The sequence below is a fragment of the Psychrobacter sp. NC44 genome (genome assembly GCF_904846655.1).
GTDB lineage: Bacteria > Pseudomonadota > Gammaproteobacteria > Pseudomonadales > Moraxellaceae > Psychrobacter.
Genome location: NZ_CAJHBN010000017.1, coordinates 1 through 16946, shown reverse-complemented (window position 1 = coordinate 16946; position 16946 = coordinate 1). Strand labels below are relative to the sequence as shown.

Annotated in this window: 18 protein-coding genes; 10 read left to right on the top strand and 8 right to left on the bottom strand. The window is 43.6% G+C overall.

Annotated elements, in window-relative coordinates; all coding sequences use genetic code 11:
• Nucleotides 1-15 precede the first annotated feature (15 nt).
• From pheS to rpmI, 3 genes are all read right to left on the bottom strand, one after another.
• Nucleotides 16-1071: a phenylalanine--tRNA ligase subunit alpha gene (gene pheS, locus JMX95_RS11660; RefSeq protein ID WP_201560895.1), complete on the bottom strand. Its 1056-nt coding sequence runs from the start codon at nt 1069-1071 to the stop codon at nt 16-18.
• Nucleotides 1072-1415: 344 nt separating this feature from the next.
• Nucleotides 1416-1772 carry a 50S ribosomal protein L20 gene (rplT, locus tag JMX95_RS11655; protein ID WP_025651520.1) on the bottom strand — a complete coding sequence of 119 codons (357 nt, stop codon included), beginning with the start codon at nt 1770-1772 and terminating at the stop codon, nt 1416-1418.
• A 150-nt stretch (nt 1773-1922) separates the two neighbouring features.
• Nucleotides 1923-2120 (bottom strand): 50S ribosomal protein L35, encoded by a 198-nt coding sequence (rpmI, locus tag JMX95_RS11650; protein WP_010197866.1) that lies wholly within the window; start codon nt 2118-2120, stop codon nt 1923-1925.
• A 598-nt stretch (nt 2121-2718) separates the two neighbouring features.
• On the opposite strand from rpmI, the gene JMX95_RS11645 reads away from it, so the two are divergent.
• The 7 genes from JMX95_RS11645 to JMX95_RS11615 all read left to right on the top strand — a co-directional run bounded on the left by JMX95_RS11645 (nt 2719) and on the right by JMX95_RS11615 (nt 9030).
• Nucleotides 2719-3162, top strand: a complete 444-nt coding sequence (locus tag JMX95_RS11645) for an acyl-CoA thioesterase (RefSeq protein ID WP_201560894.1) — start codon at nt 2719-2721, stop codon at nt 3160-3162.
• A gap of 113 nt (nt 3163-3275) precedes the next feature.
• Nucleotides 3276-4130, top strand: a complete 855-nt coding sequence (gene hisIE / locus JMX95_RS11640) for a bifunctional phosphoribosyl-AMP cyclohydrolase/phosphoribosyl-ATP diphosphatase HisIE (RefSeq protein WP_201560893.1) — start codon at nt 3276-3278, stop codon at nt 4128-4130.
• A 188-nt stretch (nt 4131-4318) separates the two neighbouring features.
• A complete protein-coding gene (tatA, locus tag JMX95_RS11635) occupies nt 4319-4561 on the top strand; it encodes a Sec-independent protein translocase subunit TatA (protein ID WP_011514610.1) in 243 nt (80 codons plus the stop codon).
• Between the two features lie 41 nt (nt 4562-4602).
• Complete coding sequence (gene tatB / locus JMX95_RS11630) at nt 4603-5298, top strand: Sec-independent protein translocase protein TatB (protein ID WP_201560892.1); 696 nt, start codon at nt 4603-4605, stop codon at nt 5296-5298.
• Nucleotides 5298-6182 carry a twin-arginine translocase subunit TatC gene (gene tatC, locus JMX95_RS11625; protein ID WP_201560891.1) on the top strand — a complete coding sequence of 295 codons (885 nt, stop codon included), beginning with the start codon at nt 5298-5300 and terminating at the stop codon, nt 6180-6182. The genes tatB and tatC overlap by 1 nt, the downstream gene beginning before the upstream one ends.
• A 218-nt stretch (nt 6183-6400) precedes the next feature.
• The gene (locus JMX95_RS11620) at nt 6401-7900 is read left to right on the top strand and encodes a UvrD-helicase domain-containing protein (RefSeq protein WP_201560890.1); all 1500 of its coding nucleotides are present in this window, start codon (nt 6401-6403) and stop codon (nt 7898-7900) included.
• Nucleotides 7901-8004: 104 nt separating this feature from the next.
• Nucleotides 8005-9030, top strand: coding sequence for a tRNA dihydrouridine synthase (locus tag JMX95_RS11615; RefSeq protein ID WP_201560889.1), 1026 nt, complete (start codon nt 8005-8007; stop codon nt 9028-9030).
• 74 nt (nt 9031-9104) lie between these two features.
• On the opposite strand, the gene JMX95_RS11610 is transcribed toward JMX95_RS11615, so the two are convergent.
• Together JMX95_RS11610 and JMX95_RS11605 are read right to left on the bottom strand one after the other, a co-directional pair.
• Nucleotides 9105-9530, bottom strand: a complete 426-nt coding sequence (locus tag JMX95_RS11610) for an MAPEG family protein (RefSeq protein ID WP_201560888.1) — start codon at nt 9528-9530, stop codon at nt 9105-9107.
• Between the two features lie 14 nt (nt 9531-9544).
• The gene (locus JMX95_RS11605) at nt 9545-9958 is read right to left on the bottom strand and encodes an OsmC family protein (protein WP_198332640.1); all 414 of its coding nucleotides are present in this window, start codon (nt 9956-9958) and stop codon (nt 9545-9547) included.
• A 519-nt stretch (nt 9959-10477) separates the two neighbouring features.
• Between JMX95_RS11605 and JMX95_RS11600 the strand changes: the two genes are divergently transcribed.
• Nucleotides 10478-10999, top strand: a complete 522-nt coding sequence (locus tag JMX95_RS11600) for an RNA pyrophosphohydrolase (protein WP_045452438.1) — start codon at nt 10478-10480, stop codon at nt 10997-10999.
• Between the two features lie 96 nt (nt 11000-11095).
• Here the strand turns inward: JMX95_RS11600 and JMX95_RS11595 are convergent, their stop codons facing one another.
• The 3 genes from JMX95_RS11595 to JMX95_RS11585 form a co-directional block, all read right to left on the bottom strand.
• Nucleotides 11096-12190, bottom strand: coding sequence for an NAD(P)-dependent alcohol dehydrogenase (locus tag JMX95_RS11595; RefSeq protein WP_109592130.1), 1095 nt, complete (start codon nt 12188-12190; stop codon nt 11096-11098).
• Nucleotides 12191-12422: 232 nt separating this feature from the next.
• Nucleotides 12423-13295, bottom strand: coding sequence for an NRDE family protein (locus JMX95_RS11590; protein WP_201560887.1), 873 nt, complete (start codon nt 13293-13295; stop codon nt 12423-12425).
• 96 nt (nt 13296-13391) lie between these two features.
• Entirely contained in the window at nt 13392-15023 is a 1632-nt protein-coding gene (locus JMX95_RS11585) for a DUF4139 domain-containing protein (RefSeq protein WP_227676057.1), read from the bottom strand.
• A 277-nt stretch (nt 15024-15300) separates the two neighbouring features.
• Here JMX95_RS11585 and lgt point away from each other — a divergent pair, with 277 nt between their 5' ends.
• Both lgt and thyA read left to right on the top strand, forming a co-directional pair.
• A complete protein-coding gene (gene lgt, locus JMX95_RS11580; RefSeq protein WP_087813630.1) occupies nt 15301-16185 on the top strand; it encodes a prolipoprotein diacylglyceryl transferase in 885 nt (294 codons plus the stop codon).
• A gap of 74 nt (nt 16186-16259) precedes the next feature.
• Nucleotides 16260-16922 carry a thymidylate synthase gene (gene thyA / locus JMX95_RS11575; RefSeq protein ID WP_265089727.1) on the top strand — a complete coding sequence of 221 codons (663 nt, stop codon included), beginning with the start codon at nt 16260-16262 and terminating at the stop codon, nt 16920-16922.
• Nucleotides 16923-16946: the final 24 nt, after the last annotated feature.

The window sequence follows — 16946 nt, the reverse complement described above, 5'->3', positions numbered from 1 at the left end:
ATTAAATAATAAAATCTAGCCAAACTGCTTTAAAAAGCGTACGTCATTTTGGAAAAATAAACGCAAATCATCGATGCCGTAATATAACATCGCGAAGCGCTCAATCCCCATTCCAAAAGCAAAGCCAGTATATTTTTCGGCATCAATACCGCAGTTGGTCAGTACTTGTGGGTGTACCATACCGCAGCCCATAACCTCAAGCCATTTACCATTGTCATCGAGAATATCCACTTCAGCTGACGGCTCGGTAAATGGGAAAAATGACGGGCGGAAACGTACAGTCAGCTCTTTGGCAAAAAATGCTTCCAAGAACTCACTAATCAAGCCTTTTAACTCAGAAAAAGTGCTCGACTCAGTGACCATTAAACCTTCTAGCTGATGGAACATCGGCGAATGCGTTTGATCCGAGTCATTGCGATACACGCGACCTGGGCAAATAATGCGAATAGGCGGTTCATTCTTTTCCATCGTGCGAATTTGCACGGGGCTGGTATGCGTACGCAGCAGATAATGCGCATCAAAATAGAAGGTATCGTGCATCGCGCGTGCTGGATGGTGCGACGGAATATTGAGCGCCTCAAAGTTATAATAGTCGCTTTCGACTTCAGGACCAGTAGCAACGTTAAAACCTGCTTGTATAAAATACTGCTGCATACGCTGGGTAATCATGGTCACAGGATGCAAATGACCTTTTTCACCACCGCGAGCAGGCAAGGTGATATCAATACTTTCGCTTGCAAGCTTAGCATTTAGTGCAGCCACTTCTAGCTGCTGCTGCTGCTCTGTCAACGCATCTTGAATACGGCTACGGACTTGATGTAACCAGCCGCCGTAGGTTTTTTTATCGTCGCTGCTGAGTTTACCCATCTGCTTTGACCAGCCAGTTAATGAGCTCTTTTTACCGGTCAATTGCACACGCAAATCTTGCAACGCACGCAAATCAGTGACTTGTAGAACCAAGGCTTCAGCGGCACTGGCCAACTCATTTAGCTGAGCTTCATTAAGCTCGCTTAGCTCTGTGGACAAGGTCGGTAGCGCCGACAAATCGGTGGTAGCAGCAGGGGTAGTCATAAGATGCATTCTTCCTGATTTAAACGGACCATTAATAATAGTGATTGGTAATTGTAGGGATTTGACCAAATATTGCAAACCATTTACCCAGTCATTCAAAAATAATACCAGTGATATGAATGGCTTGAATATTTAGACGATAATAAAAGCTATCTCAAAAAAGCATATTTAGCGCTGGTGCTCAAAAAATGCGGTAACATTAGATAATGTGATATAAAAAAAGCCACCGACCAGCGGTAGCTTTTATTAATATCATACTATTAATCAATATTATCCCTGTCCATATAGATAACTACTTGTAAATTCTGACTAAACAAGCAGCAACCCTAAAGGAAGGTTAATATTTATGCTAATGCCGCTTTTGCTTTTTCGACCAACGCTGTGAAAGTCGCTGCATCATGCATAGCGATGTCAGCAAGTACGCGACGATCGACAGTGATGTTAGCCAATTTCATGCCATTGATAAAGCGGCTGTAGCTTAAACCGTTTAAGCGTGCACCAGCATTGATACGTGCAATCCAAAGACGACGGAAAGTACGTTTTTTGTTGCGACGGTCACGATAAGCATATTGACCAGCTTTGGTCACTGCTTGTACCGCTACGCGGTAAACACGTGAACGGGCACCGTAGTAGCCTTTTGCGCGTTTTAGGATTTTTTTGTGACGACGATTCGCCTGTACACCACGTTTTACACGGGCCATAAATTACTCCAAGATTTCTTTAATCATTATTAAACGAATCACGATGTCATCGAATAGTAGACATCGCTATCAGATTGCAAAGTCAGATATTTTTAATCCAGTCGCTATAAATTAAACAGCACTTAATTAAAGATAAATGACGATAGCCTACTAGATGTATGGGCACATGCGACGAACTGCTGCTTCGTCAGACTTGTCCACCATCTTTAGACCGCGCAACTGGCGAATACGCTTAGCTGATTTCTTGGTCAAGATATGGCTTTTGTTTGCTTGCTTACGCTTGAAGCCGTTCGCTGTTTTTTTGAAGCGTTTAGCTGCACCGCTTCTGGTTTTCATCTTAACTTTCATGATGATTTGCCTCTTTGTCTTTGATAGAACCTGGTCGTCAAATAGTTAATAACGAATAGTGGCTGTAAAAACACCCACTAAACCTCTATTTGCCTCGAGGTGGGAGGCGGTATTTTAGCAGATAATGCGCTGTTTTGCCAAGGAAACTTTTACGCCTCGCCTAGGGCGTGTCCTCAATCTGAACGAAAGCAACCAAATGGACTAAAAACGGTTAAATTTTGCCAAGCTAAGTCAAATAGCTGATTCATATCTCGATATTATTTGCGCTATTTTCCTTGTTTGACTGCAATTTATCTTATTCTTATCATCATTTTTAAAATGAGGACACGCCCTAGTAGGCATGACAGTGGATAATGGGTATGAGCCCATTTATAAAGATTTTAGTCAAAACACTCATAAAACTGCGGATTCACCGCCAAATAGATTGAATGTCAGCTTAAGCTGTGCTTAAGTAGAGACTAAACCTTAGTATAAGCTGAGCATTAATAATACAAAGTTATTTATCACACTTATCGAGCGTCTATCGTACGATGATGACGCTACCAACCTACACCATGATTAGCAGCACTCATAGCCTGCAATCAATCTAGGAGATAACGTGTCAAAACAAGAATTAGACTTTGATAACGATATATTTGTCTTTGAAACAGTGATGCGTGTGCGTCATATTGAGCTTGATATGGCTCAGTACCTGACGCTCGAATCATTGACGGCGTTGCTATGTGAGGCGCGGCAAAGATTTTTTTACTCTAAAGGAATTAAAGAGATCGATGCAGATTATCACGGTTTAATTATCAATGAGTTACAGCTAAGTATTGTCAGTCGCATACGGGCGCGTGAAGAGCTATTATTTGAAGTAGGCGTTGAGCCGTTATACGATAAGGGTGGCACTATAGTGATAAAAATTACCCGTATGCATACTGGAGAAACAGTAGCCAAGGCGCGGCAGCATTTTGTCAACTATGACTTTCGCCTCAATAAGTCGATTGCGCTTGATAAAATTATGAAAGAAGCGCTTTACCCACATCTCTACAGGATTTGATATTGAGGACATGCCCTAACGCCAACCGCTTTTTTATTAAGACCATAAATAGAATCCGTTACGATTCACTTATTCCCCTTTGATTTCTATATAAACAAGAAGACAGATATATTATGACTTTACCTGCTTGGCTGGCTGCCATAAAATTTAATGATGATGGTTTGATTCCTGCAATTGCTCAAGATCATAAGTCTGGGCGTATTTTGATGATGGCTTGGATGAATGCCGAAGCACTACAGTTAACCGCGCAAACGCAGACAGCGGTTTATTTTTCGCGCTCACGTGCCAAATTGTGGCATAAGGGCGAGTCATCGGGTCATACTCAGACCGTACATGATATTCGCTTGGACTGTGATGCAGACGTGATTGTCCTTAGTGTCACTCAGGCTGGCGGTATCGCTTGCCATACTGGTCGCGAGTCTTGCTTCTATCAGCGTTTAGATTTGTCGGGTCAAACGCCTGAATGGCAAACCGTCGATAAGGTATTAAAAGACCCTGCTGATATTTATCATTCAAGCGATGCAGAAAAAGCCACTCCTGAAACTAACGAGACGCAGGCTCACGCTGTAATCCCTTCAGATGCCAATCACAGTCACCATGACAACGACACTACCAATCGCTCTATTTTGCAGCAGCTTGACGGTGTATTGGCAGAGCGTAAACATGCAGATGCGGATAGCTCGTACGTGGCAAGCTTATACGCAAAGGGTTTAAATAAAATTCTAGAGAAAGTTGGCGAAGAGAGTACTGAAAGTATCATTGCCGCCAAAGATTTTGCCAATTGCGACGAAAATAGCAATAAAGCGCAATACGATGACGCTCGTCATGAGCTCATCTATGAAGTGGCCGATGTCTGGTTTCATACATTAGTAGGACTGGCGTGGTTCGATATTGAGTCGGATGCGGTATTAAATGAGCTAGGTCGACGTTTTGGTCTATCAGGTATCGATGAAAAGGCGGCTCGATAGTTTCTATAAGCTTGGCCATTGCCCTGTTTGATTATTGTTGATTTCACCTTTTTGTCACAAGTGCAGGTTATAATATAGCTCTGTTTTACTTCGCATTGTATGCCGAGGCTGTTTATTGAGTATAACGATATTCGATACACCCAAAGTAGGCATACAAAGACTGAAAACCAAGACACAAGGATACCTTTATGGGTAGTTTTTCTATTACGCATTGGCTGATTTTATTGGTGGTAGTGGTGGTCGTATTTGGCACCTCAAAGCTTAGAAATGCTGGCAAAGATTTGGGCGGCGCAGTCAAAGGCTTCAAAGAAGCGGTCAAAGACGAAAATACCGAGCATGCTAAAAAGCAGGTGGTGCTCGATCATGATGGCAACGCACACACTGAAGAGCGCCCAACAACCACCAAGGTTGATGATACGCATAATGTATAGCATCTAGACAGTGACCTTTTAGACAGTAACATCGGAACATTATGTTTGATATCGGCTTTTCTGAACTACTCCTCTTTGGTGTTATCGCCCTAATCGTCTTGGGCCCAGAAAAACTGCCACAGGCAGCGCGTACCGCTGGGCAATGGTATGCCAAAATTCGCCGCACGGTATCCACCCTGCAGTCTGAAATCGAAGCTGAGCTTGATTTGGCAGAGACCCGCCAGCTTATGCAAAAAGAGCTGGCCAAAATTCGCCAGACTGAAGCAGATATGAGGCGCGAGATGGCGGAAATGCGCGGCAGTATGCAAGAGTTTGAATCCTCGCAAAACCAGCATTTAAAAGCATCGCCTGATCCAGGGGATGACAATACGCCTAGTCAAAGTAGTCAAGCCAGTAGTGAGAATGATGATAATCGACCAGTGCAGCCAAAAGCGTTTGACTACGCCTATGACAGTAATAGACAGGCTGAGAAACCAGAAAGCCCTGAGCAGTCATCGGCACAAGGTGATAATGATAGTCTAAAAACTGACTGTAACGATAACGCCAATCCAGTGTCTCAAACCATCACAACTAGACCGTGGGAAAATATGTGGTTTCGTCTTGGTGCTTATGATAAAGCGCGTCGTTTGCCGCAACCGCCCTACTTACCAAATTATAAAGCCGATATCTTACTAAACAGCCATATAGACAGTCCTTTACCTAAACAGGCTTCTGTTCATGAGCAGGAGAGTCATTAGTGGGCTTATTTAAACGTAAAAAAAGCCGTCAAGAAAAAGTCGCGGATTCAGATATCGAGACCTCAACAGCTACCATTGATGGTAATGTCGACAGCAATACTGAGGACTCTGGCGATATCCTAAGCTCACTTGGTGATATGCCCATTACTGAGCACTTAATTGACCTACGTAGACATCTCATAAAGATATGCGTCGCGGTACTGGTAATATTCTTGGCCTTGGTCGGATTTTCACGCGAGCTCTATGATTTTTTGTCCAACCCATTGGTTGCCCAGTTGCCTGCCAACGCAACGATGATCGCGACGGATATCACTTCCAACTTTATGGCACCGATACGCCTGACTGTTTTTGTCGCTGCATTTTTTGCAATGCCCTACATTTTGTATCAAATCTGGTCGTTTGTCGCACCCGGTTTATATAAAAAAGAGAAAAAAATCGCCATTCCCGTTTTAATGTCCTCTATATTTTTATTTTATGCGGGTGTGGCTTTCTCTTATTTTATTGTACTCAAAGGCGTTCTCAAATTCTTTATTATGTTCGCGCCGCAGAACGTCTTGCCAATGACCGATATCGATAGTTATTTAAGTTTTGCACTCAAACTCTTTATGGTATTTGGTTTAACCTTTGAGATTCCAGTCGTCACCTTGCTATTGATATTGACGGGTGTCGTCTCCATTCAGAGCTTAGAAGATAAACGCCGTTATATTATTGTCGGCTGTTTCGCCGTTGCTGCGGTCGTGACACCGCCTGATGGGGTGTCGATGTTGATGCTCGCCATTCCGATGTGGTTGTTGTTTGAGCTAGGATTATTTTTAGCAAAAGTATTAATTAAAGAAGAACACAGTCCTGCCTTAGCAAGCGATACAGGGTTAAATAAAGAATAACATCACTTATCAGATACTTATTCCAAAAACAGCCAACGCGCTAATCTGTTACTATAACCTGCTTATTTCTACCTTTATTTTCTATGAGTTTTTGTATTATTGTCATATGCGCTTGCAAGCATTTTGCAAGTGCACATGATGAGTCAGCCATTGTCTATGCAGTGGCTTTTTTTACCCCCGTCATTTTTGATCCGTTTTACTCTTTTAGGTAATTTTTTATGTCTGCATCTATGCCAGCTTATATGAGCGATCCCACTGATGAGCAGCTGAGCGCGCTTAACATGGCGATGGATCACAAGTCATTTAAAGTGGTGGCTTATGCGGGTGCTGGTAAGACGACGACCTTAAAACTGATTGGTGAGCGTTTGCGTGGACGTGGCTTATATTTAGCTTTTAACAAGACGATTGCCAATGATGCACGCTCAAAGTTTCCACCGCATGTGGAATGTCGCACCTTTCATTCGCTTGCTTATCGGCATGTCGCCCGCGATATCACTGCTAAGCTGTCATTGCCGCGTTTTTCACCCAAACGTCTGGGTGATGATTTGGGTTTGCAGCCCGTCCAAGTACGTCGGCAAATGGATGGTATAAACAAATATATTACTCTCACTCCAGCCCGACTATCGCGATTCGTCAGTGATGCTGTCAGCAATTTTTGTAGTACCCATGCCAGTTATCCTGCCCCTAGACATATATTGTTTCCCAGCTGGCTCGATGATTCTGATGCCGAGCAGCTGCGTGAAATGCTCTACCCTGCTGTTGAGCAGCGCTGGTTACAGTCTATTGATGCACGCCATCCTGCTGGTATCGGGCATGATATTTATCTTAAATTATGGGCACTGTCTAAACCCAGTATTCCCGCTGATTTTATTTTGTTTGATGAAGCGCAAGATGCCGATCCCTTGATGATGGGAATTTTGACCCAGCAGCCACGGCAAGTAATTTATGTGGGTGACGCTCATCAGCAGATTTATGAATGGCGCGGCGCAGTCAATGCGATGAAAAAACTACCCTTACCACAAACCTTATTGACCCAGTCATTTCGTTTTGGCGAACCGATTGCTGAGATTGCCAATACTTTGCTCAAAGCATTGCAAGAAGACGTCCCGTTAAAAGGCAATCCGAATAAGCAATCTTCTACTGATAAGGGTATGGCACATAGTAAAAAAGATGCCATCCTTTGCCGCACTAATGCCGCCGCAATGTCGCAATTATTAACTGGATTAAAATTGGGACACCGCGTGGCGCTACAAGCCGATACCGATCGTATGCTTAAATTTTGTCAGGCAGCCGAAAATTTAAAGAATGGTAAATCGGCGTACGGTGTACCTGAACTGGCATATTTTTATAATTGGGGCGATGTACAAGAGTATTCTGAAACCAATGAAGGCAGTGATCTAAAAACACTGGTGAAATTGGTCGATGATCATGGCACCAATGTCCTGAGCCAAGCGGTCAATAGTCTCACCAGTATCGAAAATGCTGACTATGTTATCTCTACTGCCCATAAGGCGAAAGGGCTCGAATGGGGAAAGGTACAGCTGGACGATGATTTCTATTATGATGTGACGACCAATGCGGTCAAAATAAGCCCTGAAGAGTTGCGTTTGCTCTACGTCGCTTGCACACGTGCCCAGAGCAATTTGGACATCCATAATATTAAAGACTTGATATCAGGTTTGCAGACAGGCAAAAAAGTGATTTTTGGTAATACTTAATTTTTCTCAGTTAGTCACTCTCTGTATTTGCCACTCTAAACCTCTAGCCTACCTGTCTTTATGGCAATCCTTTAATAGCACCCTTTTAGCAGTGAACAACAAGCATGAATACTAATCAGCAACTTCAAATACGTCAAAATACCATCCGTCAGTTATTCGCCAGTCCCGTCCGCCTGCTCGCTCCAATGGAAGGCTTAACCGACCCATTGATGCGTCAAATTCTCACGCAAATTGCATCGGACTTGGGTCGCCCTTATGATTGGTCGGTTAGCGAATTTATCCGTGTGACTCAGCACGTATTGCCTGCGCATGTATTTTATAAATACGTTCCAGAACTGCGTCATGATGCTAAAACTGCCTCTGGCACGCCTATTCATATCCAGTTGCTCGGTAGTGAAGCGCAACTCATGGCAGAAAATGCTGCTTATGCTGCCGAGCTTGGTGCGCCGGCGATTGACATCAACTTTGGTTGCCCTGCCAAGACGGTCAATAGCCACCGTGGTGGTTCCGTATTGTTGGATGAACCCGAAACCATGTATCAGATTATCAGCGCGGTGCGGCAAGCTGTTCCCGTTCATATTCCAGTATCAGCCAAAATTCGTTTAGGTTATACCGATACCAGCCGCATGGATGATATCAAAGCTGTGATTGAAGACAGTGGTGCTGATTGGCTAACCATTCACGCACGAACCAAAACCCAAGGCTATAAACCACCAGCCTATTGGGACAAAATCCAGAGCTTTAACACGCTAGATATTCCAGTCATTGCCAACGGTGAAATATGGAATGCCGAGCACGCGCAAAACTGTATGACTCAAGCTGGTACAGAACATTTGATGTTAGGTCGCGGCGCGGTTACCCGTCCCGATTTGGTTGCTCGCGTGGATTGCGGTTCAGATGATGCCATGCTAAATGCAGCAACGTTGTCGTGGGAAGCGATGGTCACCCATCAGATAAGATTTTTGGAAGGTCAGGCTAAAACTGAAGTTATCTTGGTTGGTCGTTACAAGCAGTGGTTAGCAATGCTCATCAAAGGCTATAGCGAAGCAAAATTTTTATGGGACAGTATTAAAAGAGAAAAAAATAAAGCAGCTATCATTAGTGCACTGCAAGCCAGTGTGCGCCAATAATAGCTGCTTTTATCTTAAAGGCAATCTGTTTTAAAACAGCACTATCTTAAAGCCAATCTGTCTAACGAATAAGATTAAACACTCACTCTAATCGCTAAATAGAATAGCATCAAACAACAGGCAATCGATAACACCCAAAGTATGGAGCGAAACGTCGCCAAATTAGTAATATAAGCCACGCAAAAACCGATACGAATCAGCACGTATGACCAAGCCAGTATATTGATGATCGATTGTGGTACGAAGAACAGCATCGCCGTCAGTACTGCTGCCAAAAATATTGGCAAAGTTTCATAGCTGTTTTGCTGGGCCGCGTTAGCACGTGCAGCCGCGCCCGTCGTACCTTGTAAAAAATCACGTGGATGGGCATTGTCAGCCAAATTAAAGCCGCCAATAGCTTTCGCTGTCAATGCCATGGCAAGCGGTAGTAAACTTGCTACGACCATCGCCCAAATGGCGGACGCTGCGGTATCAGAGACTAATTCCAGAAGTGCATTCATTAGTATACTTGCCCCTACCCTGCAATCACTTCGAAATCATGGGTGACGTTCACCCCACCTTGTACCAACATTCTACTGGCCGAGCAGTATTTTTCTGCGGACAGTTTTATGGCCTTCTCTACTTGGCTTTCTTTGACATCTTGTCCTGTCACTACAAAATGCATGTGAATGTCAGTATAGACAGCTGGTACAGTTTCAGCACGCTGAGCAGTCAGCTCACAACGTACGTCTGTCACCTCTTGGCGCGATTTTTGTAAAATTGCTACCACATCATAGCTAGCACACCCACCAAGCCCCAATAGAATCAGCTCCATCGGACTTGCGCCTTTTTCTTTATCGGCATCGATCTGTACATTATGCCCTGATGGTGACACGCCCATAAATGCTTTTTTTTCTTGCCACGTTACACTTGCTTTTGACTCTGACATCTTGACCATTCCTTATTTTAATTAGCTCGTTGCCCGATTTTTATTTTCTGGCAATATGTTTTACTTGGCTAGTGTAGCATAAGCCAATGGCACATTTTATCGAGCCCTTATCATCCAAAATCATTATCATTATGAATGGCTCACCTATTTGTCTTTTGCAGCCTTATTTTCAATTAAACCTTTTTACTAAAATTTTCTTAGCAGTGAATTAACACTCATACACCGCCTACTGTTTATTATTCAAACCTATCCTCTTATAGTTCGGACCTATCTTTGCAGTAAGGTTCCCCAAAAAACATTACAAAAGTTTAATTATAACTGGTTGATTTTAAACAGTTAAGCTCGTGAAACATTTTATAGCAAAATACTGTTACACATTTTGCTTGTTTCTTGGTTTAATAACGGTAATGAATCTTATTTTGACCTAATATCGACAACCATCACCTTATAATAATTATGATTGCTGTCACGGTTCTAGCTCAAAATAAGCTATTTTAAATAAATTAAAAAGGTTTAATCATGATAGATGCAGACGGCTTTCGCGCCAATGTCGGCATCATCTTGGCAAATACACAAGGGCAGGTTCTGTGGGCAAAACGTATTGGTCACAACGCTTGGCAGTTCCCACAAGGCGGTATCGACCGTGGGGAGACGCCGATGGATGCGATGTATCGCGAGCTCTGGGAAGAGGTCGGCCTGCATCCGCGTCATGTAGACTTATTGGCAGTGACGCAAGATTGGTTGCGTTATCGTCTGCCAAAACGCTATGTGCGGCATGGACAGCACCCTTTATGTATTGGGCAAAAACAGAAGTGGTTTTTGCTACGCTTAGATGAGACGAACACTCAACATATCCGCTTTGATGAGGGCAAACCAGAATTTGATCATTGGCAATGGGTCAGTTACTGGTACCCACTTGGACAAGTGATTCATTTTAAACGAGGCGTTTATCGCCGTGCCTTGCAGGAGCTAGTGCCTGAGCTACCTCTAAGACAAGAGCTGATTATTCCTGAACAAGACAATCACTTGTTGATAGGATAAACTGACATTTTGATTAAAAGTAACACGTAATAGAAGAGCCTGTATCCTTTAGATGCAGGCTCTTCTATTATATAGCGATTATATCTTTCGGAATAATTATGGCTTGATAGCAATTTTTAGTACGCCGTCACGCTGATGCATGAACAAGTCATAGGCCTCTACGATATCATCCAAGGCATAGGTATGCGTCACCATCTCTGATAAATCCACTCGACCCGACTCGATGACATTCATCAATCGGCGCATACGCTCTTTACCTCCTGGGCAGAGAGCCGTTCTTATCGTATGATCGCCAAGACCAGAGGCGAAATGAGCCATTGGAATGACTAAATCTTCAGAATACACACCCAAGCTTGAGAGTGTACCGCCTGGTTTTAATATTTTGAGACATTGCTCAAACGTAGACTGTAAACCTAACGCCTCGATACTGCTATCCACCCCACGACCACCAGTGATTTTCATGATCTCATCCACCACGTCAACTTCTGTGAAGTTTAGAGTAATATCTGCTCCCAGTTTCTTTGCCATGGCCAAACGTTCATTATTGCCATCGACAGCGATAATCAGTGACGCGCCTTTAATCCTTGCCCCAGCAGTAGCGCATAAACCGATAGGGCCTTGTGCAAATATAGCAACCACATCACCAATCTGAATATTGGCGTTTTCTGCGCCTTTGAAGCCTGTCGACATAATGTCAGGACACATCAACACTTGCTCATCCGTCAGTCCATCTGGCACTGGACATAGATTGGCCTGCGCATCTGGCACTAGCACATACTCTGCTTGCGTACCGTCAATGTGATTACCAAAACGCCAGCCGCCTGTGGCTTTATAACCGTGACAAGAACATCTACCATCTGCATCAAGATAACCACCGTCTTGTGAAGGGAAACCATCTTGACTGGCATAGGAGGTAAACGTTGGGCAAATGGCACCAGCAATGACTCGCTGCCCTTCTTCATAGCCCATGACTGCGCTACCAAGCTTTTCAATGATACCTACTGGCTCGTGACCAATGGTTAAGCCTTTTGCAACGGCATACTCACCTTTAAAGATATGGATGTCAGTACCACAAATGGTCGTGGTCGTAATTTTTATCAAGGCATCATTTGGGCCTACATCAGGGATTTTTTTATCTACAATTTCAATTTTACCTGGTTCAATAAATATCAGTGACTTCATCATGCTCATTTTACACTCCTTGTTTTATAAACATTTACTCAACTGGTATGAACTTTAGTGACATATATATTTATCTTACGCCATATAAATAGTAATTTAAAGTGAAATCCATTCTTTAATAAAGGGATTGGTGATTTTCTCTTGTTCGATATTAAAACTGTAGTATCAAACTTCTCATGAAAATTGTACGTGAGCCTCATTAAGAGTAGATGAAAAAGCTAATAGATTAAAAACCCATAGGCTACTTATGACTATCATGCTGACACTCTCGGCTTACTAATCTAGCAATATCATCTACTGCTGAATCTGCCAACCGAGAATGACATTTCAGGGTTAAAATGCTTTGGGTACGTGTGGCATAAGTGGGCAAATTATTTTGCGTATGATTAAAAGAGACAGGCTCTATATAAATAGAAGACAGAATCTGCTCAATCTCAACAGCCACTCCAGTCTCCGGCAGCTTATTCACTGGCGCTTGCGTATTGTCAGACAATACCGCAAAGGCAGCTTCTTGCCAGTACTCAGGTTCGCTATTCTCAGCGATTAGTGGCAATATTTCTTGGCGCAGCCTGCCTCGCAGCTTTTCAGTTTTAAACCAGCTGTCCTCAGGCTGACCATTGGAAATGACATGCAGTCCTGCATATAGTGGCATAGGAGCATGACCACGATTATTGACAATAACGGCTTGTGTCATATCACCAATAATGAGATTGAACCCAGCATAGTTTTGCAAACTAATCTGCCGTGCAAACTCCATCGGGCTGATATCACTGGTTAAGAAATCCGTGACTAGCGCCCCGCGTGAGCGCTCATCAGAGCTTGCCTGCACGCCATCGCGAAAATTCAATACCGCAGCCCAACGTCCGTTTTGCTGATAATATTCTTGAGGCACTTGATGACTGTATTGATGACTACCTTGATGATTGGCTTGATGGGGCTGTTGATGAATACCTAGCCAAGTACCGCCACTTTGTACATCGCGTCCTGCAAAAACAGGCTTATCTTCCCATTGATGTAGCAGTTCTGTCGGACGCTGCAAAAACTCATCGCGATTGGACAATAACACCAAAGGCAGCTCATCAAAGAGTTGCCAAGCAATGGCGACAATACACATAAGACTCCTAATTTTACTAAAAATATACTTAATAACATGTCATTGCTTAGCGAACAGCCAAGCTTGATTTAAGTGTGAACTTAGTTCACTGACAAATTAGTTTACTGATAAGTTTTTGCTAGCAGGATAACTAATCTGAGAGGTCGACTGTATGACTTTCGATTGTTTACTTGGTAAATCGAACTCCCACGCAACCATACCTTTATTGTCATTCCAGTCACGCTCAGTCACTGGCGGTGTATGAGTGATGGTTACTTTAAGACTATCGTCGCGGCTAATCGGCTCACTGCCTAATACTTGTAAATGCATAGGTCGGTTGTGCTGATTGGTAAATTGATAAGCTTGTGTTTTAGTCAAGGTTTGCGTGCGATTAAATGCGCCTTTATCACCTTGCTTATCTTCATCAGCTATCTGCTTTACGATAGTATTAGGGTCAATACCAAAACCGATACCTTGCTCTTTGAGCGCTTGATAATTATAGCGCGCCTGCCCGACATAATTATCATCACGGTATAGCTGTAGCGAACCATCTACCCAAGCTGGTGTCAAGAACGGTGCGGATGCATACCAATAGCCAGCTGCCTCCACGCTCGGCGTACTACGAATCCATAGCTTGCTACTGCCCGACTGCTCATCAATGACCGTCCGTACGCGCCTGCCATCGCTTGGAATACTAATACGCTGCGGTAAGCGATATTCGGTAATGCCGTTTTTATTCTGACTGCTAACGGTAAAGCTTGGCAGCGGTGCCATGTTAGGTGTCGAGGCACCGCCATAGCTGTCTCTTGCAGATACCACAACAGGCATGTTTTCCGCCATAGGTGGTACAGATATAGTCCGATTTTCTCTATCTTCTTCATATAAAGAAAAGCGCTCAACTCGTGGTAATTGGCTGGTGGTGTTTTGATTGGGATTGACAGAGCTTAGCATCAAAGGGACATCGAGCCAGTTTTCTCCTGTCTGCTGGGCAATAACCGCAGAGGCAATGATATTTAATTGCTTGGTTTCAGTATTCAGCCTTGCTTGATACGTTGGCTCCCAACCCGCGCCGCGTACTTGATAGTGCAGTTTTACACTGCTTGGTACTCGACTGGCAGTACGTACACTCACTTGAGTTACACTATTTTGAGTGGAAGTCGCGCTGCCCGCCATTAGTTGGTTGAGCGCATCTTGTGCACGGGCTTGGCGCTGCTGAATTTCTAGTATGCGTTTATTGATACTGACCGCTTGGGTTTCCAGATCGCGCGCATTATTGGCAAGCGTGCCATCTGTACTGATTTGCGTGACCTTGGTTAAATTCTGCAAGTAAGCTTTAGCTAAGCGTGCCGCTTCTAACTCAGCATTGATAACTGCCAAATTATCTTGCTGTGTCTGCACTCTCGCCTCACCTTGATACTGACACTGCGCTGCTTGCTCATCGCTTAAAGTCTCGATACCGACTTCACCAATATTGATGCCATTTGCTGCTTGTACGCTCACACTGTCTTTATCGATATAAGGGGACAGACAAGAAAAAACCAGCGTCTGCTCACCGCTACCATTGATTGGTAACGCACGAGTCACGCTCGCTAAGCCCTGATAAATGGTCACTTGCTCAATACTACTGTTCGCGGCCTGAGCAGGAGTCAAAGCTAAAGCCGCTAAGCTAAATAAACCCAGTGGCGTCAACTGTTTTTTAGAAGGTAAAAATTTAGGTGATATTGCTACTTTTGATAACTTAGCTTGCATAATCATTCCTTAAAAATACGGTTAATCCATTAATACGGTGCATTAGCGCAAGCGCGCAGTATCTAACGCTTCATTAAATATAATGATGCAATATTTATGATGGCATTTATATTCAGCAGCTTTTTTATATCTTAGCGGTTTTCTGGCTTTCTTTCTAGATGTTACCCGTAGCAGATAAGTTGTTACCATGAGATGAGCCTCACCGTAATTTGGTATGCCTCACTGGCTATTTTTGCTATTATGAGCAGCATTCTATTACCAAATTTATGATGCCTTTATGATGATACATCCTCAGTACGATCCTGTAGCGCTGTCTTTGGGTCCAGTAGAAGTGCACTGGTATGGCCTAATGTATTTGTTGGCATTTGCCGCCGCCTTTGGTCTGGCTTGGTATCGCAGTACTAAACGTGATAATTGGAACACTGACATGGTGTCCGACTTGGTCTTTTTTGGCGCACTTGGCGTCATTTTGGGCGGTCGTGTCGGCTATGTATTGTTTTATCAATTCGGTGAATTTTTACAAAACCCCGCTTACCTTTTCAAAGTCTGGGAAGGCGGTATGTCTTTCCATGGCGGCATGATTGGTGTCTTACTGGGCATGTTATATTTTGCCCGTAAGTATAAAAAGACCCCGTTTCAGGTGCTGGACTTTATCGTTCCTTGCGTGCCAACAGGCTTATTATTTGGTCGTATTGGCAATTATATCAATGGCGAGCTATGGGGCCGCGTCTCTAACGGTGGCTACAACTGGCTGACCTACTTCCCGCAAGCAGCTGCTACTGATATGCAGCAATTGCAAACCAACCCTGAGCTGCAAGAGTTGATGCTTGAAGTAAATGGGCAGTATTTGCTACCTCGTCACCCCTCACAGCTGTATGAGGCACTTGCTGAAGGGTTATTATTATTCCTATTCCTATGGTGGTATTCATCAAAACCGCGCCCACGTATGGCAGCATCGGCAGTATTTTTATTGGGCTATGGCATCAGCCGCTTCATCATTGAGTTTTTCCGCCAACCCGATGCTGACCAAGGATTCGTATTACTAGGTTGGATGACCAAAGGGCAGATACTCAGCGCTCCCATGATTATTATTGGTTTCATTATGCTGGTATACGCTTACAAACGTGGTATCTATGACTGGGGTAAGCAGTCGGCTTATTAAGCACTAATTCACATCAAGTAGCCTGTTAAAAAACAATACAACTATGCGTTTTAATAGCGTAGAAGAGCAATTTTATGACCATGAGCAACTCCATTATTGGTAACAACAAGCAGTGTAAAAATGAGCAAGCCTATCTAGATTTGCTGCATCTTGTCCTCACTGAAGGCACTGAAAAAGGCGATCGTACTGGCACTGGTACGCTGAGCCACTTTGGCGCGCAGCTCCGTTTTAATTTAGACGACGGTTTTCCATTATTAACCACCAAAAAAGTCCACTTTAAATCTATCGTCTATGAGCTATTTTGGTTTTTAAGTGGCAGTACGCATGTTGATTATCTACAAGCCAATGGCGTACGCATTTGGAATGAGTGGTCAACGGCTGAACAGACAGCGCGCTTTAATCGCCCTGCTGGTGATTTAGGCCCTGTCTATGGTCATCAGTGGCGCAATTATGGCGCAAGCCAGCGTGAAGATGGGAGCTACAATAATGATGGTGTCGATCAAATCACCCAAGTCATTGAGCAAATAAAAACCAATCCCAATTCAAGACGTTTGATTGTGTCTGGTTGGAATCCCGGTGAAGCAGATCAAGTTGCGTTGCCGCCTTGCCATACGCTATTTCAGTTCTTTGTGGCGGATAATAAACTGTCATGCCAGCTCTATCAGCGTTCAGCAGATTTATTCCTATTATACCCCCATAACAATAATGCACAATACGGAGTAATAGATCGTATATAATGCAATACATAATTTAGTCTATGT

Excerpts from the sequence above, each read along its gene's own strand:
- pheS (WP_201560895.1), bottom strand. The coding sequence starts at position 1,071 with ATGACTACCCCTGCTGCTACCACCGATTTGTCGGCGCTACCGACCTTG.
- rplT (WP_025651520.1), bottom strand. The coding sequence starts at position 1,772 with ATGGCCCGTGTAAAACGTGGTGTACAGGCGAATCGTCGTCACAAAAAA.
- rpmI (WP_010197866.1), bottom strand. The coding sequence starts at position 2,120 with ATGAAAGTTAAGATGAAAACCAGAAGCGGTGCAGCTAAACGCTTCAAA.
- hisIE (WP_201560893.1), top strand. The coding sequence starts at position 3,276 with ATGACTTTACCTGCTTGGCTGGCTGCCATAAAATTTAATGATGATGGT.
- tatA (WP_011514610.1), top strand. The coding sequence starts at position 4,319 with ATGGGTAGTTTTTCTATTACGCATTGGCTGATTTTATTGGTGGTAGTG.
- tatB (WP_201560892.1), top strand. The coding sequence starts at position 4,603 with ATGTTTGATATCGGCTTTTCTGAACTACTCCTCTTTGGTGTTATCGCC.
- JMX95_RS11620 (WP_201560890.1), top strand. The coding sequence starts at position 6,401 with ATGTCTGCATCTATGCCAGCTTATATGAGCGATCCCACTGATGAGCAG.
- JMX95_RS11615 (WP_201560889.1), top strand. The coding sequence starts at position 8,005 with ATGAATACTAATCAGCAACTTCAAATACGTCAAAATACCATCCGTCAG.
- JMX95_RS11610 (WP_201560888.1), bottom strand. The coding sequence starts at position 9,530 with ATGAATGCACTTCTGGAATTAGTCTCTGATACCGCAGCGTCCGCCATT.
- JMX95_RS11605 (WP_198332640.1), bottom strand. The coding sequence starts at position 9,958 with ATGTCAGAGTCAAAAGCAAGTGTAACGTGGCAAGAAAAAAAAGCATTT.
- JMX95_RS11600 (WP_045452438.1), top strand. The coding sequence starts at position 10,478 with ATGATAGATGCAGACGGCTTTCGCGCCAATGTCGGCATCATCTTGGCA.
- JMX95_RS11595 (WP_109592130.1), bottom strand. The coding sequence starts at position 12,190 with ATGAGCATGATGAAGTCACTGATATTTATTGAACCAGGTAAAATTGAA.
- JMX95_RS11590 (WP_201560887.1), bottom strand. The coding sequence starts at position 13,295 with ATGTGTATTGTCGCCATTGCTTGGCAACTCTTTGATGAGCTGCCTTTG.
- JMX95_RS11585 (WP_227676057.1), bottom strand. The coding sequence starts at position 15,023 with ATGCAAGCTAAGTTATCAAAAGTAGCAATATCACCTAAATTTTTACCT.
- lgt (WP_087813630.1), top strand. The coding sequence starts at position 15,301 with ATGATGATACATCCTCAGTACGATCCTGTAGCGCTGTCTTTGGGTCCA.
- thyA (WP_265089727.1), top strand. The coding sequence starts at position 16,260 with ATGACCATGAGCAACTCCATTATTGGTAACAACAAGCAGTGTAAAAAT.